The following is a 26,964-nucleotide window of genomic DNA, read 5'->3' as shown; positions in this document are numbered from 1 at the left end:
ACTATGCCTATGAATAAGCCTGTGTTCGGTGAGTTGTTCTTAGATCGAGCCGAGGGGAGGAATGCCATTCATCTCTATGTCTCTCAACCATCGCCACTGGAGGATAAAAACCTGGGGCGTATTTTTGTATTGTTAGAATTTGATAGTGTCGAAACATATACTGAAACGATTGTCCAAGCCATCGACGAAATGTTCACTTCTGCCTATTATCGAGCCAGTGATTTTGAAATTGAAGCGGCTTTTGAACGGGCTTTGCAAAAGGTCAATACGGCCATTCAAGATCAAATCAACCAACATGGTGAGGGTTGGACATATCATTGTCATGGCATAGTCGGTGTCTTACACGGCACCACTGCCTATTTTAGTACGGTCGGTAAAATTGATGGCTACTTAATTCAGGGTGATGAGATCATTGATATAGTGCAGTATTCCCCGACCAATACAATTCAGCCGCTCAAGTTATTTAATACATTAGTATCTGGTAAATGCCCTGAACGCGGTGGTTTGTTATTTTGTACTAATAACTTACTAAATTATTTATCGTTAGAGAAATTACGCCGCACCGTCCTTGATCATACTTCAGCTGATGGCGTGGAGTATTTAAATACAGTGCTATCGGATCAAGATACGCTCACTAATATTGCGGCTTTGCTTATCAAATTTGAAGATGTCCAAAATGATATATCTGATGAAACAATTGAATCACTGACTAAAATAGATATTACAACTACTGAGGCTGACCGGGACAAAGAAACGAATGATTCCATGTCAAAGTTGATCGATCAAGAACGCACCACCGGTGATCTTTTAACACCGTCGATTTGGCCAACCATTAAGAAACGGCTACAGTACGTGGGTAATCAATCGGCTGGAAAAACCGAACAGCGCCGCGCGGTTGAAGATAATTATGCCAAATCGCAAAATGCATTTGTGAATGTGCTGTTGATTATTTGGCAATTCATTGTCAATGTAGCCCATCAAATCATGCTCGGCTTGGTGTGGTTATTTAAAATCAGCGTACAGCTCGGGCAAATGTTGTTTAAACGCAGTAATTCAATGTCGCGCTCGGTCGGACGATCCCGCTGGAATATCAGTTTACCCCAAAAAATCTTTGCCGGTTTGCTGGTTTTAACTCTGTTGGTAATTTTAATAAGTTTGTTTATCAAGAGCCGCTCGAACAATAATTCACAGCAGACTGATACCCAGGCTGCTTCTTTGCAGGAGATTGATCAGTTTATCAGTGAAGCGGAATCAAAACAACTAGTTAAAGATGAAGTTGGAGCCAGAGCAGCCTTAGCGCAGGCGGAAGCATTAATCAGCACAGTTTCGGCTGATAAACTGGGTGACCGCAGCACAAAAATAAATAATCTTGATACGGCCTTAAACAAAGTCACTGTTCTAGACTCCCCAACCTTAGTGGGTGATTTATCGGATAAAGTGGGTGACGCGCAAAATTTAAAACTCAGTTTAATTGGAAAAAATGTCTTTGTGTTTTCCGGCAGCTCAACTGGAGTGTGGCGTGTCAACATTGATAAACAAGAAGTGACCAGTGTGATTGAATCAGGCACAGATACCACTGGTTTCAAATCCGTCGAAAATGATACCGCGGCTACTACCCTAGCGGTAGTAAATGATAAAGACTTTGTTCAGTTTAACCCAGTGTTAGAAAAAACCAGTGCTGTCACGGTGGGCTTAAAAGACGATCAAGTTGCTATTACTGATATTGATATTTTTGCTGATCGTTTATACGTTATGGCAGCTGATCAGAATAGAATTGTGAAATTAACGAAAAGCGGTAATAGTTATGCCACACCAACTAATTGGTTGAGTGATTCAGAAAGTTTGCAAGATGCCATCTCCTTTGATATTGATTCGTCCATCTATATATTGTTTAGTGATGGTAATGTTAAACAATATGATGGTGGCACGTCTAGTAATTTCAAACTGCCAGAGTTTAGCCCCAGTTTAGCTGGCAGTGTAAAACTGGTGAAAAATAATGCTGATGATCCGTTTATTATTCTGAATCCAAGCACTCAGCGGGTTGTGGTATTATCAGCTGATGGCAAATTACAAGCGCAATATAAATCACCGGCCTTTAGTAATGCCAAAGATGTGGCCTACGATGCGGCTAATAAAATCATTTACGTAGTGTCAGACAATAAGGTGTATTCGGTGGGGTTGTAAGAACATCTCGGATTTTACCCCCTCTGTCCCCCTTGCAGGGGGATAAGAAAGAAAATTTAGAAAAATCTTTTCTTAGCCCCCTGCAAGGGGGTTGGGGGTAAAGACAACAATTTAGTGGTAAAAAAAATACCCGATATAATCAACCGGGTATTTTTTATGACAGGCTTTGTTGTCTATTTCAACGTTACCTTGGCACCGGATTCTTCGATTTTCTTTTTCATGGCTTCGGCCTCCTCTTTCTTGACGTCTTCTTTAACGACTTTTGGAGCACCGTCGACTAGGTCTTTAGCTTCTTTTAACCCTAACGCTGTCACCTCACGCACGACTTTAATCACGGCGATTTTATTGGCACCAACTTCAGTTAATTCAACATTGAAAGAATCTTTCTCTTCCACGGGAGCAGCGGCACCAGCTCCGGGCATAGCCATCATAGCCATAGGCGCAGCGGCTGAGACACCAAATTTTTTCTCTAGAATTTTGACTAAGTCAGCCAAATCCAACACGGACATTTTTTCAATTTGTTCGACCAAGTCTTTAAATTTGGCCGGCACTTCTACTACTTCATCCTTTTTTACTTCGTCTGACATAAAGATATATGATTATTTAATAATTTGTTGAGTCATGCCATGGCATGTCTCTACACTTTTTGGGCACGAATCGCATCCAATGCTGTAACCAGGCCGCGGACATTACCGACCAAGACGTTGACCATACCAGTCATGGGCGACTGGAGTGAACCAACTAATTTGGCTAATAACTCTTGCTTACCTGGTAAGGTGGAAAGCTGTTGCACTTCAGCGGCGGTCATGAAACGATGTTCCATTAACCCTCCGAAGAAAGCTACTGCTTCGTGTTTCTTCTTGAATGTGGCTACCACTTTGGCTGGAGTGATTTCGTCATCACCCACGGCGACGGCGACGGCTCCATCCAACTGTGCTGCGTCAACTGCTATGCCTTGCTGTTTTAAAGCGAGTAATAATAAGTTGCGTTTAGCCACCATCACAGTACTGTTTTCTTTGCGCATGTCTTTGCGCAAAGCTTCTAGATCTGTGACTTTTAACCCAGTATGGGAAAAAAACACGACCCCTTTATGATTGAGTGCGCCCGTTATTGCCTCAAGCAATTGCGCTTTTTGCGCTCGATTTTTTGGCATAGGCGTTCTTTATAAATTAAAAAGGTCTACATACCCAGCAGACCATTTTTCCTACATAGGTCTTACCGATTGAGCCTATGGTCTGTGGATACAACCGGATGATACTCTATTACGCTGTTGTCCGTCAAATACCTTTGTGGATAAATACGTGCCATCATGTAGAGACGTGCCGCCGGCACGTCTCTACATGATGGCACGTCTCTACATGATGGCACGTCTCTACATGATTGCATGTCTATACGTGGGGGTAAATTCAGGAATGTATCACTGTCCCAACAAAGTGTTTCAAATCCCCCACCTTTTGGCCATTCATGATTTTAACGGTCAACTTATGTTTGGCGGCCAGCTGCGCAGCAATTGGATCGAATGGTACATTCAAACCGGGCTGCCAGGTTTTACCAATGATAAGTTGTAAATCTGGCCAGGTGATATCAGTAATTTTTACGGCAGCACTATATTTTTTAGGATCTTTATTGTAAAGATAAGTGATGTTAGATAAATTATATACTGTATCAACTTTATTTTTCACCGCTAACATCACGGCATCATAATCGGTCGATCGACCTGGCTTCCAACCAGCCCCAATGAAAATCTTTTTTTGCTTTGGTAAGATTACTCTTGGATCACTAATTATTTTTTTATCCGCCGACTGACCACACGCCAACTGTAATAAGTGTGCATTAATCCGAGACACAGCAATACCTAATTCATCAAGTTGAGCTGAACTTTTTGTGAATGTCTTACCGGCTGTGATATATTGTCGCGCCGGAATACCACCACCCACCACTACAATAACGCGCTGGTGTGCACTTAAACGTTTTAACCATTTACTGTAGATTCTAATTCGTTCAACCGACGGTTGTTTTGTGACTTCATTAAATATAAGTGATCCACCAAGGGAAATAATAATTGTGTTCATGGGTAGTATTGATTTTTATAAACTAAATGTTGTTCATAGGTTTCGGCGTATTTCATCTCGCCGTCTGGGGTGGCTAAGAAATACCAGTAATTAGATTCGGTTGGATAGGTCGCTGCGTATAACGCATCATAGCCAGGATTACTAATTGGCCCAGGTGGTAAACCGGCATTACGATAGGTATTATACGGCGAATCTATTTCTGTATCGGATAATGGCACAAAGGTTGAGTTTTTACCGGTAATATAATTTAATGTCACATCAGATTCTAACCGCTTACCGGCATCAATTCTTTTCCAAAAAACCCCCGCTACCAAACCTTTATCTGTTAAAGTGCGCGCTTCTTTTTCGACAATACTGGCTAATATCACAATTTGATCAACCGTGCGATCATTGAGTTTAGCGGCCGCTTTCATCTCAGCGGTATATTTTGTTTTAAAATTATCTAATTGTGTTTCTACAACTTGTTCTGGTGTGGCATCAATAAAAAATCTATATGTATCCGGAAAAAGCCTACCCTCAGCTTGTTTCGCTTTAGCCGCTTGGACATATTGTGCACTAGTAAACGGTAACTGTTTGGCCAATTCATCACCCATTTGTTCGGTACTCCAGCCTTCTAATAAAGTTATTACTACTTCGTTTTGCAAAGCAGTTTGTTGAGAAATAATATTAATCACAGCCGGGATATTTACATGGCCAGATATATGATAGGTGCCAGCTTTTAATTCAGCCCGTTGTCCGGTTAAAGTAGCGTGAATAATAAAGGCCCAAGGTGAGTTAATGATACCAGCTTCTTGTAGGGCTCTAGCCGTTGCTTCAGTGCCACCAGCTGGAATTTCAATATTAACCGGTTCTGTTAAGGTAATCACTTGATTAACACGCACGATGTACCAGGTGAATAAAATAGTAGCTAGGAGACAAGTAGCTAGGGTAAAGGCCAACAACCATTTGGTTATTGCCTTCATAATAAGTGATCCTGTTTATTAGTCTTGAGCTGTTCAACTAGATCTTTTACTTTTTGGCTAGAATATTTATTACAAACGAGCAAAGCATCTGGTGTATCAACAATAACTAAATCGTGGGTGTCGATAGTAGCAATTAACCGGTCAGTTTCAGAAAACACCAGCGTGTTTTGACTACCAATATCAGTGTGATTACCCTTACTATAATTTTGAATCTCAGTTGGCACTAATTCATCTTTTAGCCTTGCCCAATCACCGATATCGTTCCAACCAAATTTTCCCGGGACAGCTAATATCTTATTGGTTTTCTCAATAATGGCATAATCAATCGCGATCTTCTTTAATTTGGGATATATTGTATTTAACTGATCAGGGTGCTCTTGTATCTGAACAAGTAACTCATACATATCCGGTAAATACTGCTCATATAATTTTAAAAGGGTATCAGCGCGCCACACAAACATATTAGCATTCCATAAATAATTTCCAGCGCGCACAAACTCTCTAGCTTTGACTTCAGTAGGTTTTTCTTTGAACGACATTACATTGTAAACCTCCGGTGTAATTAGATCGTCTAATTCAATATAACCAAAGCCGGTGTCGGCATGAGTGGGTGGAATGCCAATACACAAAATATGATCCGGATGTGCAATAATAGCTTGCTCGGCTACCTGCAAAATTCTTTGAAACTCAAGGTTATCTTTTATGCTGTGATCAGAGCCCAAACTGGCAATAATGGCTTCAGGATGATCTTTCGCGATCATGATGGTTTCTAAACCGACCGCCGCAGCGGTATCGCGTAACGCCGGTTCTATAATCAAGTTATGCTCAAGGACAGCACCCAACTCCGTTCGCACCACCGGTTCAGTGGCGGAATTGCACGACACATAAATATGCTCCAAAGGTACAACATCTAACACGCGTTCAATCGCCTCTTGTAACATGGTTTTGCTGCTCGTTAGGGCGTGTAATTGTTTTGGTTTACGGTTACGCGAAATCGGCCATAATCGTGTTCCAACGCCACCGGCTCTAATGACTACATACATATACCCCAGTCTAAAGGAAAAGCACTAGGCTGACAACCACCGCCAAAATAATGCGATAATAGGCGAAGGGTTTTAAGGTGTAGCGTTGAAAATACACTAATAAAAAGCGAATACAAAATAAACCAACTACCGCTGCTACACTAGCACCTAACAACATCACTAAAAGATCATGATTAGATAATGATGCTTGGCTTAAATCATACCCCTTCTTCACAGTTAAACCCAATAATAATGGAATCACCATAATAAAAGAGAACCGAGCGGCCGCTACCCTCTTTAAACCAAATAACATACCAAAAGACATAGTAATACCAGAGCGCGATGTACCGGGTATTAAGGCTAAAGCTTGTACACAACCCATTATCATGGCTTGTTTCCAGGTTAATTGTTCTAAATTAGTAGCTTGTTTAGAAAATTTTTCAACTAATAAGAATATAATCGCCACTACTACCAACATAATAACCACTACCCAATCAAATCGAAACGTTTGATCAATTAAATCCCCAAATAACGCACCGATAATACCGGCTGGGATAGAACTAATGGCAGCCATGTACAATAATTTTGGTTGAGTCTTGGCATAATTAATTATATCTTTACCAAAATATAAACAAATTGTTAGTAAAGTACCAACATGCAGAGCGATGTCAAAAGTTAAGGCGTCACCCGCCTCAAAGTTAAATAACTCATGCAATAACAATAAATGACCCGACGAGGAGATTGGTAAAAACTCCGTTACCCCTTGTATAAAGCCGAGAATGGCTGCATAATAAAAATCTATGTTGCTAATCATACCGTTTGTTAGCCTGATTATAACACAGCTGATAAAAATGGCTATTGATACCTTTTACTATCATCGGCCAACCTCTTTGAATACTTATGGTGGTATGCCCTCTGGCCATTCAGCTTTATTTGCATCCTTAACCACTTTAGCTGGTCTCACCCAAGGGTTCGATTCTTTTTTGTTTGCGCTCAGTTTCTTTTTCTATTTAGTGATTATTCGTGACGCGGCTGGTATTCGCCAACAACTGGGTAAACAAGGCAAAATGTTAGGAGATTTATTAACTGAACATGCCAAAGATCATCATCATAGTATTCCACATGATTTGATTGTGACGCGCTTAGGGCATACTCCCTGGCAAATTGCCGTAGGCAGTTTATGTGGAGTGGTTTTTACTTTGCTTCAATATGCGGCTTATTATTAAGCTTGGTTCGAACGTCTTACTGCATGGTGAGCCACAATTAAATCAAGGTTGGTTAAACCAAGTGGCCGAGCAGTGTGCGGCTTTAAAACAAGCCGGCCATGAACTAGTGATTGTGTGTTCTGGTGCCGCTAGTATTGGTAAACAACACGTCCAACTAACCCCAGAAGAAAAGAGTAAATACACCACCATGGCACGACGCCAACTTTACGCTGCTGTTGGTCAGCCGTATTTGATTCATGCTTTAATTGAAGCCTTTAATCAGGTAAATATCACAGTGGCGCAAGCTTTACTCACCCGTAATACTTTTTCTGAATTGAATCGCTATTACAACACCACAGCTGTTTTTAAACACATGTTAGAAGAAGGTATAGTACCAATCGTGAATGGTAACGATGTAGTTACCACACTTGAATTATCCTCCGGTGGTAACGACGGTTTAGCTGCTGTTATCGCCATTGCTTTAGACGCTGATCGGTTAGTTCTGCTCACTAACACTGACGGCGTATATGACAAAAACCCTTTTGCCGATAAGACTGCGAAAAAATTTCATTCGGTTAAACAGCCCGATGTGCTTTTACGCATGTTGAGTACCGAAACTTCCGATGTTGGTACTGGCGGCATGTATGCCAAAGTGGAAGCAGCGCGCTTAGCGTGGTATGCCGGCATTCAAACTGTGATTGCTAATGGTATGAATCTTACTACCTACACTTTACTGGCCGATAATGACCCACCCGGCACTGTCTTCACTCCACAGGCCGTACCGAGCCGCTCTGAACAAGCTAAGATTCGCTGGTTTTTATCGTCCCGGAATAATTTTGGCAGTGTGGTGATAGATGTCGGTGCCGAAGATGCCATTAAACAACGCAAGAGTTTACTCGCGGTTGGCATTACCGAGGTAAAAGGTGATTTTAAAAATGGAGATATTATATCGATCGAAAATCAAGCCGGGCAAATTATCGCCTGCGGTTTAGTGGCTTACGATGCCGATACTGTTAAGAAAAAACGTCCTTTAGAAAAACCATTAATTCATGCTGATAAATTGAAATTACTTTATGTCTAATGTGTTTAAGGTAGCCATTATTGGTGGTGGCAACATGGGTTCTATTATTCATGAATTAATACCCGATAGTATTATCATTACTCGTCAAACTTTCTTAACCACTTTGTGGGATCAATATAACTGTATTGTGTTTGCCATTAAACCCCAAGATTTTAAAACTTTATCTCCCCTGCCGTTTGCAAGTAAATTAATCATCTCAGTGATGGCTAGCATCACAACTGGTCAGATTAATACCATCACTGGCAGTAATCAAATTATAAGATGTATGCCAAACACTACCATTCAAGTTGGTGTTGGTATGACTGTGTGGTGCCAAACAAACCAGGTGACACCAGATCAAACCAATTGGTTCACAAAGTTATTAACAAAAAAAACTAAATTATTACAGGTAGAAAATGATGATTGGATTGATAAAAGTACCGCTATTAGTGGTTGTGGACCGGCTTATCTCTTAACTATTCTACAAATTTATATGTCTGCTGCACAAGACTTAGGTTTTACTCCTGAGCAAAGTAAACTATTAGTGGAACAAACTTATAAAGGTACACTAGCATTAATTGAAAATAATCAAGAAGATATTGAAACTTTAAAAAATAGATTAGCCACCAAGGGTGGTATAACAGAAGAAGCTTTAAAAGTGTTTGAAAAAAACAATTTATCTGGTATTTGGCGTGAGGCTATTCAAGTGGCTTATCAACGTGCCAAAGATTTATCACACTCATGAATCTTACAAAACAATTAGTTAAAACCAAACAAGCCAGCCGGATAATAGCTGGTTTAACAACGCAACAAAAAAATCTGGTCTTAAAAAAACTAAGTTTAGTACTTGTTCAAAATACCACCCTAATATTGCGCGCCAATAAAAAAGATATTAGTAATTTGCCTGTGGGTTACACCATGCTGGATCGGCTGACATTAACCGAATCTAGAATTAAGTCTATGGCTGATGGTTTAATTAATGTGATTAAATTGCCCGACCCCATTGGTGAAATATTGGAAACACGAACCATGCCCTCGAGAATATATATCAAACGACAACGAGTGCCGCTGGGCGTCGTGGCGGTAATTTATGAAGCACGACCGAACGTCACCATTGAGGTATTTAGTCTCTGTTTCAAAACTGGCAATGCCGTTATTCTCAAAGGTGGTCACGATGCTTTTTATACCAATCAAACACTGATTAGAATAATTCATAAAATTTTAAAATCCGAAAAAATTTCACCTAGTTGTGCACTAATGCTTGATTCTTCAGATCGATCTCTCACCACTCAACTATTACAAGCCCATAGTTTAGTTGATGTGATTATACCACGCGGTAGTAATCGCTTAATACAATATGTCCGTGCTACGGCAACAATACCAGTGATAGAAACTGGAGCTGGTGTGTGTCATACTTTTGTGGAACGATCAGCCGATATTAAAATAGCCAGCCGAGTGATTGTGAATGCAAAAACCAGACGACCAAGCGTGTGTAATACTTTAGATTGTTTAGTAGTCGAACAAGTTATCTCTAAAAAACTCTATGCTGTTTTATTACCTAAATTAATTCAACATCAGGTTCTTATTAAAGCTGATCAATTTAGTTTTAATATCTTAAAAAAGATTTATCCGAAAAATTTATTAGAATTATCAGATAACAGTGATTACGGTAAAGAATTTTTAGCTCTCACATTATCTATAAAAACCGTCCCATCTTTTCAGACTGGCTTTGATTTTATCCAAAAATACACTTCCGGCCACTCAGAAGCGCTTATCACACAAAATAAAATTAAAGCTAAACAGTTTCAGGAAAAAGTTGATGCTGCCGCTGTCTATGTGAATACATCTACGGCGTTTACCGATGGGGCTGAGTTTGGTTTAGGTGCTGAAATTGGTATCTCTACCCAAAAACTCCATGCCCGCGGACCGATGGGTTTAGTGGCTTTGACTACTTACAAATGGTTAGTCAACAGTGCCGGGGCTATTCGACAGCCATAACTAACACTTGCGCCGCCGTAGCGGTAGAGCTGACGAGACGAATATTATACTGACCAACTGTTTTTGTCTCACCAGCAACGGTAAATTCTATATCACCAACTGATGTGTGAATAGAGTTTTGTTTAGTAAGAGTCAATTCTAAACCGGTTTTACTGGACGTAACCAGTTGCCCAATATGCAACACTAACAGCTCGTTTCGATCTGATACTATGTTCTCGGTGGTATTAGTGTTAATGGGTACAGCTTTTTTAAAAGGTACAATATAGGGGTAAATTAATAAACCGAGCGCGATGATTAATATACCAACGGCCGTCAAGATAAATGTATTTAGATGTCTGCGCATATTATATTTATGAGTATATCACAATCACATGGCGGCGCCTAACGTTACTGAATAATGTGAAAGTAGCTTGCCCTTGTTTTACCGGTATGTTTCGGCGCAGGTGTCCATTCACATACACCTTAACTTCCTGTTTACCAGATAAATGATTTAATTGATAAGTGGTATCAACAGTTTTATCAAAGGGACGTTCGACCCAACTATACCCGGAGGTTACTGGTTTAACCCGATGAATTTGAGTTGTTAGGTTACTTGGTGTAACTTGAAATAATGCTTGCGCCGTATAAATTACGGTAGTGTTTTTTATCTGTTGCGTTTGGGCTAGTAAAATAATCTCATCATCATACACCTGGCTTTGGTATGGCAAAATATTGCCCTGATCATCATAAACCACATAGGTAGCATCGGGTTGATATTGTAATTTGAATTTCAAACGTAAATAGGGTAAATCGGTTAACCCGGTATATTCACTAGTTATCTTTGCCTGAGTGTACTGGCCAGAGTTATTGGTTTGATCAAACGCTAGAGCGGTATCAGCCAATGGAAACATAATATGGGAAACCTCAGTTGGAGTGACATGCACCAAAACAAAGTGCTGTTCACCATCCGGCTGCGCAATGCGACCACCGGCCCCACCAGTAATGATTTGATATAAACCAGCTGATAATAATTGATAGTCATACCCTTGTGAATGGCCGTTTATTACCAGATCGGCGGAATAGGTACTAAGCGCCGTTGCTAAATGATCTCGTTCAGTATTATTTTCAAAACAACAAGCTGTTTTGCCCCACGCTGGAGTAATAATTGGATGATGAAAATAGACGATGGTTTGCAGTGACGTGCTAGCCAACATATTATCTAACCAATTGATTTGTTCAGTAGTCACCCTACCACGGCTAGTGCTGCCAGCGGTTGATAAAGCCACCAAGCGTGCCGGTCCAATATCAAAACCATAATCCGGTGAACCAAAATAGCTTGAGTAGGTCACTAAATTTTCATCATAATCATGATTACCTGGCACTGGATACATCGGCACAGTAGTATCAGTCAGTGTATCCAAGACCGACTGAAACATATCCGGCAATATGGCAGGGTCGGTACTCCCCTGTATTAAATCACCTGAGTTAGTCATGAATGGTGGGTTGATAGCATCAACTAGCGGTACGATATCTTCAAACACCGGATTAGCTTCAATTGTGCCACGCGCTTGATTATCAGATAACGCTACAAACCACAGATCGTCTTGTACTTGATACCAAGGTTCCACTGTAAAGGTAGTTGGTTCATTTAGTATACCGGTTAAGCCCGGCGTTACAATCACTGTATCTGGATCGACATTTTCCAAACTAAACTGTACAAACTCATCAGTTTGAGTGGGTGTTACAATAAAACTACAACTGGGTTTAGTTAAACGCATAACACCTGGCTCGCGCTCAAAGCAACCATCACCCGTTGCGGTGTACGCTAAAACCGTACTGGGTAAGATGAAACTTATCAGCAAACCTATAAGGTAAGTCTGGTAATAGCTTGCAGTGGTAATAAAGCGCATTTTAATCTGGTTGGACCTAATTCAATACCAAGTAAATCTAGCACAGATTGGGGTTTTAAAGCGAGCACCTCAGATAATTGTTTGCCTTTAATTGTTTCAGTCAACATCGAAGCCGCCGCAGTACTAATGGCACAACCAACTCCTGCAAACCCTACCGCATCAATCACACCAACGTCATTCACATGGATGCTAACAGTAAAACTATCCCCACAAGTGGGATTGTTTTCTACACGTGTATATGAAGGGTTGGTTAACAAACCAAAATTGAGTGGGTTTTTATAGTGTTCGAGAATTTGTTGTTGATAGGGATCCATACTATCTATTTAAATCTCTCATACACTTTTTTTAACCCCACAATTAATTTATCAATATCTGCTTTATCATTATAAAAATACACACTGGCGCGAACGGTAGCTGGTACGCCCCACTGTTCCATCACTGGTTGAGCACAATGATGGCCAGCGCGCACCGCCACATTAGATTGATCTAAGATACTGGCCACATCATGGGCATGAACGCCTTTAACATTAAATGACACTATACTGCTGGCATGTTTAGTAAGCCCATAAGTAGTGACAAAATCTAATTGCTGGATTTGTTCTAATAAATATTGATAAACATCATTAGTAGTTTGTTGTATTTTCTCCAGACCAATATTCTGAAGATACTTAATGGCTGCACCCAAACCGATTACCCCGGCAATATTCGGTGTGCCGGCTTCAAATTTATAGGGTAAATCATTCCAAGTGGCTTCTTGTAGCGATACAGTTCGAATCATGTCTCCCCCACTATTAACCGGCTCTAATTTTTCCAGCCAGTTTTTTTTACCATACAACACACCAATACCCGTAGGCCCACACATTTTATGAGCGGAGAAAGCCATAAAATCACAGTTTATTTTTTGCACGTCAATTGCTAAATGCGGCACACTCTGGGCAGCGTCAATAATCACTGGAATATTATTGACATGAGCTAAGGCTATAATTTTTTCTATTGGTAAAATTAAACCACTACTATTGGCAATATGTGCCATAGAGACAATTTTAGTACGCTCCGGTAATTGGTTGGGTAAATTGGCTGGATCGAAAAATTCCAGTTTTGCTTGATGTCTCTGCGCAGCTAATTGCCATGGCACTAAATTACTATGATGTTCAACTTTAGATAACAATATTACATCACCGGGTTGTAATAATAAATTACTTAATGAATAAGCTAATAAATTGATACTAGCCGTTGTGCCACTGGTGAAAATAATTTCTTCACGTGAGTTTGCACCAATAAAATTTTTTACCGTATCTCTCACCGCTTCATATTGTGTAGTAGCTTGCTCGGCAATACGGTATAAACCTCTATGTACATTGGCATTAGTGGTACGATAAAACTGATCCATGGCCTGCCATACAGCTTCCGGCTTTTGACTGGTAGCGGCATTATCCAGATAAACCAGCTTATTATTTAAAATTGGGAAATCATGCTTCAACATAACCTAATTGTTTATCAACTAAATTTTGCACCTCTGGTGAGGTAATACATTCTGCCAACCAGCCGCGCACAATTAATTGCTTAGCTGTTTCTGGAGTTAAACCACGACTAGCACAATAATACAAGATCTCATCATCTAACTTGGTTATACCGGAACTATGCGACGCTTGCACAGCATTAGTGTGAATATCCAATTGTGGCACAGCATCACTTCTGGCTTTATCACCTAACAATAAGGTGTGTTCATCCAGTGACGCTTTGGTATCTAAAGCAGTTTGTTGAATCTTAATATTCCCTTTAAAATCACAGTAGGCACTATCAAACAACACACCATGAATGTTTATTTTACCAGACGTGTGTTGAGCAGTATGATTGTTCCAATAATTTAATTTAAACTGATCATGTTTGGTGCCAAAAAATATTCCGGTATGCTCACTGGTGCTACCGGCACCCACATGATTAATATTTACTTCACACTGAACATTACCACCTAAAATAGCACTATAAAATTTTACTGAGCTATCAACTTCTAATATAATTGAACAAGTAATAGCGCAAGCTTTTTTTAATAATAGTAAAACTTCTAACTGCTCGTTTGGTTTAACGGCTAATTTATTGATAGATTGTGAACCATCGATAATGATCATAATTATCCCACTGACCCTTCCATTTCTAATTCAATTAAACGATTCATTTCCACGGCATACTCTAACGGCAAGGCTTTTACGATTGGTTCAATGAAACCATTCACCACCATACCATGTGCTTCTTGTTCAGATAAACCGCGCGACATTAAATAAAACACTTCTTCGACACCAATTTGCCCAACGGTGGCCTCATGACCAATGGTAGCATCACTGGTATGCACGTTCATATCCGGAATGGTTTCTGAGATAGAATGATCATCTAGAATCAAAGCATCACATTTAATTTTTGAGACAGACCCGGTGGCTCGAGGACTAATAGTGAGCAAACCTCGATAGACTGATTTCCCACCATCCTTACTCAGACTTTTCATAATTACACTAGACGTAGTATTAGGCGCACTGTGAATCACTTTAGCCCCGGTATCTTGAATCTGACCGGCTCCAGCAAACGCGATACCTAAATGTTCGGCATGCGCCCGTTCCCCTTGCAAAATACTGCACGGATACAACATCGTTACACAACTGCCCATGTTACCACCCACCCATTCCATTCTCCCCGCTTCGCCCACCAAAGCCCGTTTCGTATTCAAATTATATGTATCGCGGCTCCAGTTTTCGACACTCGAATAACGAAAATGTGCATTTTTGCCAACAAATATTTCCACACAGCCCACATGTAAAGAATTTGAATTATATTTCGGTGCGGAACAACCCTCGATATAATGGGCTTCTGCTTCTGCTTCGATAATTATCAAAGTATGCTCAAACTGACCCATGTTTTGAGCATTCATCCGAAAATAAGCTTGCATTGGTGCATCTACTTTTACTCCTTTAGGCACATACAAAAATGTTCCCCCACTCCAGACGGCGGCATGCAGGGCTGAAAACTTGTGATCTTGAATCGGAACACACCGTGTCATGAAATATTTTTGCACCAGGTCAGGATATTTTTGGACAGCTACATCCATATCTTCAAAAATCACACCTAGTTTTTCCCAACGCTCTTTTAAACGATGATACACTGTCGCCGATTCATATTGTGCACCGACTCCGGCCAGCAGCTTTTTTTCAGCCTCAGGAATACCTAACCGCTCAAAGGTTTTCTTTATATCCGGTGAAACTGTCTCCCAAGATTTACTGGGTATTTTTTCATCTGGTGAAGCATAAAAAATAATTTCGTCAAAATTCAAAGCCGATAAATCTGGACCAAATTTTGGTAACGGTTTCTCAAAAAATAATTTCAAACCGTCCAGCCGTTTTTGTAACATCCAAGCTGGCTCATGTTTAAGTGTGGAAATCTTTCGCACAAGTTCTTCCGATACACCACGACTGGCGTGTTTGGTGTAACTTGATTGATTTTTATGATCGAAAGTATCACGATTTAGCCCAGCAAATATTTTGTCTGTTGTCTGCCTGGTAGTTTGAGGAATAGTAGACATAATTATTGACCTCTCCCCTTACTCCCCTCTCCTTCAGAAGGAGAGGGGTTGGGGGTGAGGTCTCTCAACCAATCGTAACCTTTTTCCTCAACTTCTTTGGCAAAATTTTTATCGCCGGATTGAACAATTTTCCCGTCGATCATCACATGCACATAATCCGGTACAATATAATCTAAGATGCGGTTATAATGAGTGATTAATAACACACCTAAATTATGGGTGGCTTTGATTGTTTTTAAACTGGAACAAACTGTCCGTAAAGCATCAATATCTAAACCGGAATCAGTTTCATCTAACACGGCTAAATCGGGTTGCAGTAAAGCTAACTGCAGCATCTCAACTTTTTTCTTTTCGCCACCAGAAAAACCAGCGTTTAGATAACGTTCCAAAAAACTTTTTTCTAACCGCACCAAATTTAATTTTTCATCTAAGACTTGTTGGAATTGTTTAATCGTTAAACGCTGTTTGGTTTTAGTGTTATAAATCGTGCGCAAAAATGTGAATAATTTTATACCGGGTATTTCTTTGGGATATTGAAATGCTAAAAACATTCCCAATAATGCTCGCTTATCCGGAGTTAGTTTTAAAATATCCTGTCCGTTAAACTCAATACTGCCAGCTGTTACCTGATATTTTGGATGACCCATAATCACTTGTGAAAGAGTGGTTTTGCCTGACCCATTCGGACCCATCAAAGCATGAATCTCCCCTTGCCGTACAGTCAAATTCACCCCTTGCAAAACGGGTTTATTATCAACACTGGCGTGTAGATTTTGTATAATCAAATCAGGCATAAAAATTAATTATGAATCGCGTACGTAACATTAACCGTCACATTAACTTCCTGACTACCAGGCGCAATGGCGGCACCGACTGATTTTTCTGCCATGCTATCGGCTGATAAATATGCATTATAATAAGGTTGTGGCGCCACTTCACCGTCATTTTCAGAAAAAGTCACAATATCACCCAAAGTGACACCAGCGGCTTTGGCTAAATCTTCCGCTCGGGTTTTGGCTTTAGCGAAGGCCTCAGCGCGCGCTTCAGTTTTGACTGTTTCAGGATCATCAATGGCAAAAACCGGCGAAGACACATTATTCGCACCAGCTTGAGTAGCAGCATCAACTATTTCTCCAACGCCATCCAAATTGCGTACTTTTACTGTCACACCCTGAGTGAGTTCATAACCGATAATTTCGCCACTACTTTTTCTAGTGTAATCATAGCGTGGGTTTAAATTATATGAAGTAGTTTTTATGTCAGCATCTTTTATCCCGGCTCCTTTCATGGTGGCGACAATATTGTTCATGCTCGTATTAGTCGCAGCTGTGACGGCGGCTACGGTATCGCCTTGTTCAACGACCGAAAAACTCATCGTGGCAATATCGGGTATACCAACGGCTTTACCGGTGCCACTAACCATGAGGCTTGGCTGGTCTTTTGGTTGTGGATTAAATTCAATATATGTTTTGGTGCCAACATAAACACCCACCAACAACATAATAGCCGCAGTTATATAGGTGAAACGTATTAATGCATTATTTAGGCCAGAATCCATAGAGTTTTTTGGTTATTTGATTTAGACTTGTCTTGTTTTACATAATACTGTATAGTTTTCCGGTATGTCAAAGAAATGTATAGTAACAAAACGCAGTTCATCGGTTGGCTATAATGTCAGCCACTCTAAACGCCGCACCAAACGCCGCGTTTATGCCAATTTGCAAAAGCGTCGTTTGCTCAATCCGGCGACAGGTAAACATATCACTGTCACTATTACAGCCTCCGGTTTACGCACCTTGGCCAAGTGGGACAAAGCCGGTCGTAAATACGATCTGCGCAAAATGTTGGCGAAATCAAAACAGTAACCGCCTGTGTGAAATAATTGAAGTGGACGAATAATATTCGTCCACTTCAATTATTCGTGTAACAATTTGATGTTTATCATCACCGCTTGAACCGCGCGGGTCGCATATTCGCTCTCGCGGTGGTTGAATTGCTCGCGTGTCGCACCGGGTCCAATCACGCCAAACCCGACTGGTTTTTGATACTGCAAAGATAAATGCACAATGGCCTGCGTCATCGTGTTCACCACCAACTCATCGTGTTTTGTTTCACCTTGTGCTACGGCTCCTAATATCACTACCCCGTCAACCTCTTTGCGTTGTAATAAGCGTTTTGCTATCACCGGCATATCCAAACACCCCAATGTTTTGGTTATAGTCACAATTGTGGCCTCGTGCCGAGTCGCCTCAATGGTAGCGGCCTCTACCATGGCAGTGATTGTTTCTGGATTAATCTCAGTTGTGAGAATCGCAATTTTTTTCATATCGTGGTAATAGTATACCTAAATATGTCTAAAGCACAATTTATTGAATATTACGGGAAACAGATTGAGTTGTTAAATTTTTCTCCAAAACCGATCATTCTGCCTCATCCAAAATACCTGACAGAATTAACTAACTTATGGGAAAAAGCTGGTTTGAGTATTAAACCATTAGATTGGTATAAATCGGCTTGGTTGTGGCCGGATGGTATAGATATTGGTATACCCTTACCAGGTTATGAACTGAATTGGTTCTATATCATGAATGCATCTTCACTCAAACCAGTGTTGGCTTTGAACGTTCAATCAAGTGAAATTATTTTAGATGCTTGTGCCGCACCGGGCGGTAAAGCCACGTTGCTGGCTCACCAATTAAATAATACCGGTAAATTATATTGTTATGATAATTCCAATAAAAGAATAAACCGTTTACGAGATACTTTTCAAAATTCAGGTTATAACAATATTCATATAAAGTTGGGAAAATCAGAAATTTTATTTAAAAAATATCCGGATTTTTTTGTTGGTATTTTATTGGATGCACCGTGTAGTTCAGAAAAACATGTCTGGCACAGTGAGAAATATTTAGCCGCTTGGACACCATCGCGTATAAAAAGATTAAAGCAACAACAAATCGCGCTAATCAACGGTTTGTGGCTAGCTTTAAAACCCGGTGGTAGATTAGTTTATGCCACTTGTGCCTTGAATGAAGCCGAGAATGAAGGTGTCATTCTGGATTTTCAGAAGCGACATCCGGAAGCGCAATTATTACTGCAGGAACGCATTAAACCTGATGAAATATTGTTTGATCCAATGAGTTATGCACTGTTGACGAAGCCAAAAAAATAGGCTAGTGTGTTTACAAAAGCGCCGCCAAAGTATTGGGAAACACTTTATGAAGAAAACAATCACGCTAGACAATCTAGCAGACAAAATGGACGGTTTGACAGCAATCGTCAGTAGTTTAGTTAATATAGTTGGTATTTCATCCACAAAAACGGATGGATTAACTAAAACTGTAGATAGTTTATCCACGAGAACGGATAAATTAACCACTAAAGTTGACACTCTATCCACACGGATGGATAGTTTAGATACCAAAGTTGATGGTTTATCGACGAAAACAGATATTTTAGATACAAAGGTTGATAGTTTATCTACTAAAGTGGATCATGTTGATGGTAAAGTAGATAGCTTATCCACAAGAATGGATAATTTAACTACTACGGTAGATGATTTAGCCATGGCCACTAAACTGGGTTTTGATTCGGTCGATGAACGCTTCGATCGAGTTGATTATAGATTATCTAATCTTGAACAAGGTCAGGATGAACTTAAATTACGCCAAGACAACGTGGCTTACCGGTTTGAGGTGACCGAGCTCAATCAACGTGTGACGGTAATCGAACACAAGTTGCATCTGGTATAACATCACATGCCTGAAATAAAACCTAAACGAGGCGAGCAACGCGAGAGTACTGAACTAACTTTAGAGCTCTCGCGTGATGATCGCACGTTGTTGATATTAACCAGACTGATGATGTCTGATACCCGTACTAGTGAATTAGCCGGTGTCGCACTGGAACAACTTACACAATCTACAAGTGATTCAACTACAATAGAATTTAAAGACCCCACGCACTCAGTGGAGTGGATTAGAGCCTTACGTTATGAGATTGATCGTGAACGTCTTAATTATGGCGATGAATCCGTTCCGGAACGCCAGGAGTTTTTAGAACGCCGTCGTCCTGTACAAGAAGCCACCCGCCGTTTGCGGACACGATTACAACTTGAATATAAACGTACGACCACTGAAACTTTAACAGAAGCTGAACAACGTGAATCTGTCATATATCAAGAAGTTGGTGAGATTGTCGCCAATGTGTCTGAGGCGATGGGTTTTCGGCGCCCAGTTTTATTGGAGTTAACGCGTAGTACAGACATGAATGCTTATGTTTTACGTACTGAAAAATTAGATGAAGATTACACCGTTCCTTCAACCGAACCAGTGCACGTGTTTGTTAATATTGGGTTCATTACACAGTTGCATAAAATGTTTGTCGAACAAAAAAAGGTCTTTACCAAAGATCATTTGGCTTAAATTATTGGACATGAGTTACGTCATCTCCAACAAAAAAAATATCAACCTGATAAACCAGATAGACCAACTGATGAAAGTGTCCGTTTTGAATATGATGCCGATTTAGCCGGCATGGAAGGCGCCGATTTAGCCGGCTATAATCCACAAGCCGCCATTGAGTTACAACGTGTCTTACTGCAAGCCACTGGTCGCCCAAACTGGAAACAAGTGATTGAACATTATTTTACAAAAACTCACCCCATCACACAGAACCGTTTAACCGCACTGGAAGAAGAGTATCATCGCCCAGAACGCATTGTGTATAATGCCGATCAACCGCAGCAACTGTTTAGTGATGCGGCACTAGAAGACGCCAAAGATTTAGCTCGAGAAAAACTGTTACAACAATTACAAGTAGCTCGCACTGCTGAAGATTGGAATAATATACTCGATGATATAGAAAATAATCCTCGCGCCACTTTTCGAGATGGTTTAATGGCTTTAGAAGTATTTCGATTACAGCTTGATATGCGCACTGCTCTGGCAGCCGTGTATGATGCACTAGAACATGACCGATTCGGTTATCACAACGCTATTCTTTACGAAGCGAATTTAGCCTTATCGGGCGAAAGTCTATATTGTTCATTGATTAATCCACTAGCCATTGAGTCAAGAATGTTTTCCCAACCTCGTTCACCAGATAATGATTATCGCGGTAAAGTTTTAGAAGATTTAGTCCAAAACCCAACTTCAGAAGATACTACATTGCATGATCCCGACAGTATTAATCGCACTATAATGACAGATGCGATTAAATTCCATCGTCAACATGCTGTTTTAGTACCTCCAGAACTCCCACCCACTGAGCCATTTACAAAATTGGAAGATCTATTTGATCACACTAATCCAGCCGCATTAAAATACTGGAAAATAGAATCACATTTTGATAAAAAAGCGAAGATTAAACAACATAAAGACACATTTATAGCTAATTTAGCCCAGCGCTGGTTACGCGGTTTTGAATTTCACTACACACTTACCGGACAAGAATCTATCGACCTTAAAAACGCCGCTTTAAAATTACTCGAGGAGTTACCACCCAAAACTTCCACTGATTCAATCACGACTAGTGCCTTACCAACTATACCATCATCGTTAGCCGAACTCGCCACTACTGTACAAGCGCGATTATCACGCTCTGAAAAACAAGTAGCTCTACCAGCTACAATAAACACTGGGTATCAATTACCACCGACGCGTTCTTTTGAATCAACTTTTCAGCCTTTTCAACATGCTGCCATGATTGGTTCTGGTACAAGATTATCCAAAACCAGATTTGGTAAAATTTACCAACGTTTACAAAAATTATTACGACATCATTTTGATGCGGTTATTACACCAGACCATATTGAACACGTCACAGGTGAACGAGTTACTACAGTTACACAAACCGTTAAAGATGAGCTATTTCGCCGCGCCACCCATGATACTATTTATCCAAAATTTGCCCATGATGTTATTCTATTCGATGATTTAAAAGATTTGCAGCAGTGGAAAGTTGTACCAACAGTCATGCGTACTTTACCGGTGTATGATTATACACATGCCCAAAGTGACCTACCTTTTACACGAGGGGATCGCCTTGATTATGTAGATCGTTTTAATAATTTACATAAACCATTACTTGAAGTAATGACCGGTGCGCTAGGTTTGAATATTCACGCGCAAGACCACGGTAAAATTGGGGCAGCCATGCGCACTGTACAAACTTTACAGAACCACCCCTATATTCAGCAATTAGCTCGGGGTATTCCAGAAAAACCTTCAACCCACATGGCTACTGTGGCCGGAACAGTATATAAACCACCGTTTTTTCATCAAAAAGACATCAAACGGGTTTTGTTTAAACGGTGGTTGGAAGAAGGTTTACGCATTAACCTTAGTGAACCAAATCGGCCGGCCTGGTTGCAAGAAATAGTAAACATTTTAAGAGACAAGGCTGAGCAACTTGGTTTGCCCGAAAATTACTTTCTGGTTGAGTTGGACAAGCCAACCGGGTTGGCTGGGTTGATGTCGCGTTTTTTTAAAAAACCATCAAACTTAACAACCATTGACGAGACTGAATTACAAAGACCATTGAATCGTCTGGCGACTGAATTGTATGCCGCCGGTGTGGCCGAAGATGCAACTGAATTGAGAGATTTGTTTACTGATGCCAGTGGTCGACCCATCGAAATAAATTTCTATGACGAAGCTAGGTAATAGTATTAATACAACCGATCATGATAGATTACACTCGGCTCGAGTTGTATTCGGACAAGATCTACCCATACCTTCTCGTTATTATGGAGATAACACAACAGCCTATTTAACGACCAGCGATGAACGTGAATACACTGATTATAATTTTGATAGTCGCCTGAACGGTTTTTATGAATCTAGAAGATATGCTAACAGAGATATTGAATTAGCCCAGTGGCAACGTTTAGTTGAATATGCCATACGTGATTTAATACACGTTTGGCCACCAGCTAATTATCAAAAGTTAACTACCCAATTACAAAGTAATGATTTTATAGAAATGGGTAATGGCTATCTTCATTTACAGAACTGGTGTCAAACTCACGCCACAGAGCATCCCGAGCTACCAATGTTACGTTTTATTGCCGCTACACCGCCCGAGCTTGGTTATACGATTACCTTATTTAGGGCATATTTCTCTAAACATAATATTAAAGAAACTGTCCGCACCTTGCAAAAAGAACGTTCACCACACACCACTACTATAGTTGAACGTTTTCAGCAAATGGAACGTAATAACGAGTTTGCTATGAAACCAACTCGTCAAGAAACGGCCGCGTTACAGTTAGCAGATGGAGCCTTACCATATGTACTTGGTTTGATCAATGAGTACACAAAAAATCCTGACACTTGTCGTGAAGAGTTAATTGCGCTGATGCCATTAATGGAAGCAGCTATTGGTGTACGGGGTAAACGGTGGCAAACCGAAGCACCAGAACACTTACGGGTTCTTACAAAACATTATGCCGAACTACAATGGTTAATCGCTAATCCATTGTTAAGTGAACACGCTAGAGTTTGCCAGGAAGATATTTTGCACCTGTTACCGACTAGTTTAGTCACTACTGATGATGCTCAAAATCAAGATAAACGTTTATCTTGGCCTTTATTATTACATAAACTATGTTTCACGCCTGATCGATTAAAAGCCCAATATGCTGAGGCTGGAATAAATGATGATACGCTAATTAGGCTCTATGTTGCCAGCGGTGATTTTGATGTAGCGGCCGTAGCAGATTTAGCGGTCAGTGTAAAAGAAGCTTTTCCATATATTCCAGATAATCCGGTAGATATAATACGAGATGCACCAAAAGGATATATCACTTCTCGCGCCATTGCTAAAAACATACATATCAACAAACATGGTATTGAAGATATTCCAAATAACCTTCCACCGCCTCCCGCATTTGAACATGTCGTAGAACAGGCCAAAGAGTGGTTTTGGAAAAACCGTGTATTAAGACTGAAGCACATTCTAGAAGCCGTTGTTCAAGAACCAGATGCTTTAGAAAAAATGCAACAACTCAAGCCAGGTTTTTACCGTAACTTTTGTTTGGCGTTAAGAGCTGATCGTCTCGGCAGCACACCAGCTGAACTTGAACAACTCATGGCTTTAATGAAAGCCGAGCTGGGTGATGGTGCCGAAGTAAACCGCTCAGCTGATGTGGTGAATGGGTATGTTAAAACCAACTATTTCGAAGGTACAGCAGCGGGTATTGCCTGGAAACTGAAATGGTTATTAGATCGTGGTAAAATAACGGAGGATGAAGCTGAAAATGTACGTAAACATACTTGGGACACTTCTTCTCATCCATATGAATACCGTAGCGTAAGTGATAAAGTTTGGACACAGCGTCATAGGGAACTTAAACAAGAACAAAAAGTTGCCGCGGAGGCTTACCCAACCAGTGCGGAGTTACTGTTGTTTTCCGATACGGTTGAACGCACTGATAAGGGCGAAACTATGCTTGACCCGATGTATAAAGCTAAATATGCAGCACGAGTATTACTGCCAGAACTAGAACGAGTGGAGTCAGCACCAGACACACTTAAGGCTGCTCGAGCTCACGTGCTGGAATTAATGCCCGAACCAAGTATGTTTCGCGATTATTTTTTACATGTGTTGGCCCAACATGAATTGTGGCAAGTGGTTAATAAGTTTTGTTCGCCGGATCAACTGGCCAAAGCGAATATTCGTTTAGCGTCTCGCACAATTAGTTTGCGTGATCATTTTGTTGTAGCTGGTGCCAATATAGTTGAAGATGCGTACATGGATAAATACCCCAGCGTTCAAGTGAGTGGTTTAGTACGCTTGGGTGATCTTATTTCCGTGCCGCAAAAAAAAATCATCGCGGATTTCTTAACGGATACAGCGGTGTCTCTGACGGGAGGTTTGCGCGAAATGTATGAACGTCAAGCCGTTGATTTAGAAATTGATCATTTACGCGTTGATTACCACCAAGCCAGTGTCGCCACACTTGGCAATGTAGCTGAACCGTTACCTGCCATGGTGGCGGCCGCGAATGATAAAGCCTTTCATGCTGTATTGGATCACGTATTAATACGCTTCCCTAAGGCTACTCATCATCGTGATTCAATCTTGTTTGCGCTCATGACAGACTTAGCCACCACCGAAGTGCAATGTAGTGAGTTAGAACGTTTAACCTATCGCTATCAAGCTAATCATCCAGGAGATTTTCCACCGGGTGAACCACCGACTTTTGCCGCTACCGAAACAATGAAACATTATTTAGCCATGTTCAGTGATCGAAGCAAACGGGCTGAGGTTTTATTATGGTTGTTAGGTGGTGATCTACCAGATGATCGCTATTTAGCCAGTAAAACTTTTAACATTAATGAGCAAGATAAAGTCACCGCCTTTTGGGCGTTAAGTTCCGAAGAACGCCGTACCATTTTTTATTCAGCGTTATTGGGTGAAGGTGGCATCTGTGAAGTGGCTCCCTTTTCAATTTATGTTGGTCATAACCACACACCAGATAAAGAAGCTCTACAAAAATTTTCTCAAGATACTTTTGAATTAGTCTTCATGGAAGCTTTAGCCGATAATCCCCCACTGCAAACCATTGGTAAAATTATTTTTCAGGAAGTCATGTCCGGTTATTCACCAGCGCGCCGCGTAGAATTCTTGGTTAACCTTTTGGAAGAATTACGCGAAGTAAAAATTCGTGAAACAAAGTTACGCCCCGGTGAAGCTTTGCGTATGGTGCTGCAGGGTTTAGGCGTGGTGGGTGTAAAAGTTGGTCAGGTGTTATCAGAACGGCCTGATTTGATTAGCGATGAAACCATCCGCACCGATTTAGGAAACTTACGAGATAAATGCGCACCGTTTAATAAAAGAGGTGTCTTTGCTTATGCTCGAACCGCTCAGTTATTTCAAGCGCGTCCTGACGGTGTGCAACTAACTGAAATTGGTGAATGCAGAGGCAGTGCTTCAATTAAACAAGTGCATAAGGCTACCACAGCTAAAGGTGAACCGGTGGCTTTTAAAGTGGAACGACCAAACACAGCGCGCAATTTTACGGAAGATATGACTGTACTGGATGGTGTTGTTATTGCCTTACAGCATGAAGGTTATAACATTCCAGATTGGTTTGTACCGGAAATACGCCAACTAGTGACCGATGAGCTTGATTTCGGTAAAGAAGCATCCGCCGCCCGTGATTTGGGTCAGCAAATACGTAAACGTGGTGCCACAATTCAGGTCGGTAAGTTAGCTTTACCAGTGTCCGTGCCGCAGGTATTGTATTTACGTGAACGCGGTGAGGGTGAGGCTCAACGCATTCAGTTGATTGTTGAGGAATTTTATGAAGGTTTATCTATGGCTGAGATTATTCGCCTGCAAACAGCCGGTACAACTGATAAAGAACTTGAACCATATATGACTTTTGATGTTGAAGCGGCTCAAGCCGGTGCCGCCATTGATTGGTTGTATCAAGTGGCTGATGATGGAATTTTTCATGCCGACCCTCATGCCGGCAATAGTATTGTTGATCTGCGTCCGGGTCATGAACGTTATGGTTTAATTGACGCTGGCAGTGTCGGACGGTGCGAAACAACTAAAATGAAGCAAGATTTTCTTGAATTCACAGTACAATTAATTTTAATTAAACAAGGCCTGCGCAGTGAAACTGAACCTGTGGCAAGAATTGTACATGAATATACCGGCCAAAGAAGTTCTATTGCAACTTGGCAAGAAGTAATTGATAAGGCATTACGAGATAATGCCACGACGGCTGATTTATTTAAAGATCTCGTGGGCAGTATTATGCGCGTACCACATAGCACACCAGATAAAAACTTTCACTATTTAATCAAAGCCCTAGCCTCAAGTGGTGGTAATTTTGAAGCCTTACAACAACGTTTACAAAGACAAGTAATGGCGGCCTTAGTTACCGAAAAACCTGAAGACATTTATCGCATACCTGAGTTGCAAAAACTACTACCATTACTAGTCAGAATCTCTGGAGTAGATATGGGTGCATTGATGGGACAACAATAA

Annotated in this window: 26 protein-coding genes; 11 read left to right on the top strand and 15 right to left on the bottom strand. The window is 40.7% G+C overall.

Annotated elements, in window-relative coordinates; genetic code table 11:
* The first annotated feature begins 9 nt into the window (after positions 1–9).
* Complete coding sequence (locus WCV88_04120) at positions 10–2,184, top strand: hypothetical protein (GenBank protein ID MFA6475356.1); 2,175 nt, start codon at positions 10–12, stop codon at positions 2,182–2,184.
* Between the two features lie 173 nt (positions 2,185–2,357).
* Here WCV88_04120 and rplL read toward each other — a convergent pair whose 3' ends face one another.
* The 6 genes from rplL to WCV88_04090 all read right to left on the bottom strand — a co-directional run bounded on the left by rplL (position 2,358) and on the right by WCV88_04090 (position 7,054).
* Positions 2,358–2,771, bottom strand: a complete 414-nt coding sequence (gene rplL / locus WCV88_04115; GenBank protein ID MFA6475355.1) for a 50S ribosomal protein L7/L12 — start codon at positions 2,769–2,771, stop codon at positions 2,358–2,360.
* 50 nt (positions 2,772–2,821) lie between these two features.
* Positions 2,822–3,337 (bottom strand): 50S ribosomal protein L10, encoded by a 516-nt coding sequence (rplJ, locus tag WCV88_04110; GenBank protein ID MFA6475354.1) that lies wholly within the window; start codon positions 3,335–3,337, stop codon positions 2,822–2,824.
* Positions 3,338–3,590: 253 nt separating this feature from the next.
* Complete coding sequence (pyrH, locus tag WCV88_04105; GenBank protein ID MFA6475353.1) at positions 3,591–4,256, bottom strand: UMP kinase; 666 nt, start codon at positions 4,254–4,256, stop codon at positions 3,591–3,593.
* Positions 4,253–5,218: an endolytic transglycosylase MltG gene (mltG, locus tag WCV88_04100; protein ID MFA6475352.1), complete on the bottom strand. Its 966-nt coding sequence runs from the start codon at positions 5,216–5,218 to the stop codon at positions 4,253–4,255. The genes pyrH and mltG overlap by 4 nt, the downstream gene beginning before the upstream one ends.
* On the bottom strand, positions 5,215–6,261 hold the full coding sequence (locus tag WCV88_04095; protein MFA6475351.1) for a sugar phosphate nucleotidyltransferase: 1,047 nt from the start codon (positions 6,259–6,261) through the stop codon (positions 5,215–5,217). The genes mltG and WCV88_04095 overlap by 4 nt, the downstream gene beginning before the upstream one ends.
* A gap of 10 nt (positions 6,262–6,271) precedes the next feature.
* Positions 6,272–7,054 (bottom strand): undecaprenyl-diphosphate phosphatase, encoded by a 783-nt coding sequence (locus WCV88_04090; protein ID MFA6475350.1) that lies wholly within the window; start codon positions 7,052–7,054, stop codon positions 6,272–6,274.
* Here WCV88_04090 and WCV88_04085 point away from each other — a divergent pair.
* Genes WCV88_04085 through WCV88_04070 form a run of 4 tightly spaced genes read left to right on the top strand, consistent with a single transcriptional unit; the run spans position 7,041 to position 10,503 of the window.
* Positions 7,041–7,466, top strand: coding sequence for a divergent PAP2 family protein (locus WCV88_04085; protein ID MFA6475349.1), 426 nt, complete (start codon positions 7,041–7,043; stop codon positions 7,464–7,466). The two genes, WCV88_04090 and WCV88_04085, sit on opposite strands and share 14 nt — an antisense overlap.
* The gene (gene proB / locus WCV88_04080; GenBank protein ID MFA6475348.1) at positions 7,450–8,526 is read left to right on the top strand and encodes a glutamate 5-kinase; all 1,077 of its coding nucleotides are present in this window, start codon (positions 7,450–7,452) and stop codon (positions 8,524–8,526) included. The genes WCV88_04085 and proB overlap by 17 nt, the downstream gene beginning before the upstream one ends.
* Entirely contained in the window at positions 8,519–9,250 is a 732-nt protein-coding gene (locus WCV88_04075; GenBank protein MFA6475347.1) for a pyrroline-5-carboxylate reductase dimerization domain-containing protein, read from the top strand. Before proB ends, WCV88_04075 begins: the two co-directional genes overlap by 8 nt.
* Positions 9,247–10,503: a glutamate-5-semialdehyde dehydrogenase gene (locus WCV88_04070; protein ID MFA6475346.1), complete on the top strand. Its 1,257-nt coding sequence runs from the start codon at positions 9,247–9,249 to the stop codon at positions 10,501–10,503. Before WCV88_04075 ends, WCV88_04070 begins: the two co-directional genes overlap by 4 nt.
* On the opposite strand, the gene WCV88_04065 is transcribed toward WCV88_04070, so the two are convergent.
* The 8 genes from WCV88_04065 to WCV88_04030 form a co-directional block, all read right to left on the bottom strand.
* Positions 10,487–10,846, bottom strand: coding sequence for a hypothetical protein (locus WCV88_04065; protein ID MFA6475345.1), 360 nt, complete (start codon positions 10,844–10,846; stop codon positions 10,487–10,489). The two genes, WCV88_04070 and WCV88_04065, sit on opposite strands and share 17 nt — an antisense overlap.
* A 7-nt stretch (positions 10,847–10,853) precedes the next feature.
* Positions 10,854–12,260: a metallophosphoesterase gene (locus WCV88_04060; protein ID MFA6475344.1), complete on the bottom strand. Its 1,407-nt coding sequence runs from the start codon at positions 12,258–12,260 to the stop codon at positions 10,854–10,856.
* An 86-nt stretch (positions 12,261–12,346) separates the two neighbouring features.
* Positions 12,347–12,706, bottom strand: a complete 360-nt coding sequence (locus WCV88_04055) for an iron-sulfur cluster assembly scaffold protein (protein ID MFA6475343.1) — start codon at positions 12,704–12,706, stop codon at positions 12,347–12,349.
* 5 nt (positions 12,707–12,711) lie between these two features.
* A complete protein-coding gene (locus WCV88_04050; protein MFA6475342.1) occupies positions 12,712–13,875 on the bottom strand; it encodes a SufS family cysteine desulfurase in 1,164 nt (387 codons plus the stop codon).
* Entirely contained in the window at positions 13,862–14,521 is a 660-nt protein-coding gene (locus WCV88_04045; GenBank protein MFA6475341.1) for a SufD family Fe-S cluster assembly protein, read from the bottom strand. Before WCV88_04045 ends, WCV88_04050 begins: the two co-directional genes overlap by 14 nt.
* Before the next feature lie 2 nt (positions 14,522–14,523).
* Positions 14,524–15,960, bottom strand: a complete 1,437-nt coding sequence (gene sufB / locus WCV88_04040) for a Fe-S cluster assembly protein SufB (protein ID MFA6475340.1) — start codon at positions 15,958–15,960, stop codon at positions 14,524–14,526.
* A 2-nt stretch (positions 15,961–15,962) separates the two neighbouring features.
* Positions 15,963–16,754: a Fe-S cluster assembly ATPase SufC gene (gene sufC / locus WCV88_04035; GenBank protein ID MFA6475339.1), complete on the bottom strand. Its 792-nt coding sequence runs from the start codon at positions 16,752–16,754 to the stop codon at positions 15,963–15,965.
* A gap of 5 nt (positions 16,755–16,759) precedes the next feature.
* Positions 16,760–17,518: an SIMPL domain-containing protein gene (locus tag WCV88_04030; protein MFA6475338.1), complete on the bottom strand. Its 759-nt coding sequence runs from the start codon at positions 17,516–17,518 to the stop codon at positions 16,760–16,762.
* Positions 17,519–17,582: 64 nt separating this feature from the next.
* Between WCV88_04030 and rpmB the strand changes: the two genes are divergently transcribed.
* Positions 17,583–17,825 carry a 50S ribosomal protein L28 gene (rpmB, locus tag WCV88_04025; protein MFA6475337.1) on the top strand — a complete coding sequence of 81 codons (243 nt, stop codon included), beginning with the start codon at positions 17,583–17,585 and terminating at the stop codon, positions 17,823–17,825.
* Between the two features lie 50 nt (positions 17,826–17,875).
* On the opposite strand, the gene ribH is transcribed toward rpmB, so the two are convergent.
* A complete protein-coding gene (ribH, locus tag WCV88_04020; GenBank protein MFA6475336.1) occupies positions 17,876–18,286 on the bottom strand; it encodes a 6,7-dimethyl-8-ribityllumazine synthase in 411 nt (136 codons plus the stop codon).
* Between the two features lie 24 nt (positions 18,287–18,310).
* Between ribH and WCV88_04015 the strand changes: the two genes are divergently transcribed.
* The 5 genes from WCV88_04015 to WCV88_03995 are packed head-to-tail and all read left to right on the top strand — an operon-like array spanning position 18,311 to position 26,964.
* Complete coding sequence (locus WCV88_04015; protein ID MFA6475335.1) at positions 18,311–19,132, top strand: RsmB/NOP family class I SAM-dependent RNA methyltransferase; 822 nt, start codon at positions 18,311–18,313, stop codon at positions 19,130–19,132.
* A gap of 46 nt (positions 19,133–19,178) precedes the next feature.
* Positions 19,179–19,712: a hypothetical protein gene (locus WCV88_04010; protein MFA6475334.1), complete on the top strand. Its 534-nt coding sequence runs from the start codon at positions 19,179–19,181 to the stop codon at positions 19,710–19,712.
* 6 nt (positions 19,713–19,718) lie between these two features.
* A complete protein-coding gene (locus WCV88_04005; GenBank protein ID MFA6475333.1) occupies positions 19,719–20,384 on the top strand; it encodes a hypothetical protein in 666 nt (221 codons plus the stop codon).
* A complete protein-coding gene (locus tag WCV88_04000; protein ID MFA6475332.1) occupies positions 20,385–22,625 on the top strand; it encodes a M48 family metalloprotease in 2,241 nt (746 codons plus the stop codon).
* Entirely contained in the window at positions 22,609–26,964 is a 4,356-nt protein-coding gene (locus WCV88_03995; protein ID MFA6475331.1) for an AarF/UbiB family protein, read from the top strand. Before WCV88_04000 ends, WCV88_03995 begins: the two co-directional genes overlap by 17 nt.

Source organism: Patescibacteria group bacterium (assembly GCA_041665365.1).
Taxonomy (GTDB): domain Bacteria; phylum Patescibacteriota; class Patescibacteriia; order UBA9570; family UBA9570; genus UBA9570.
The sequence above is the reverse complement of the archived record's forward strand: the minus strand, read 5'-3'. Positions and strand labels throughout refer to the sequence as shown.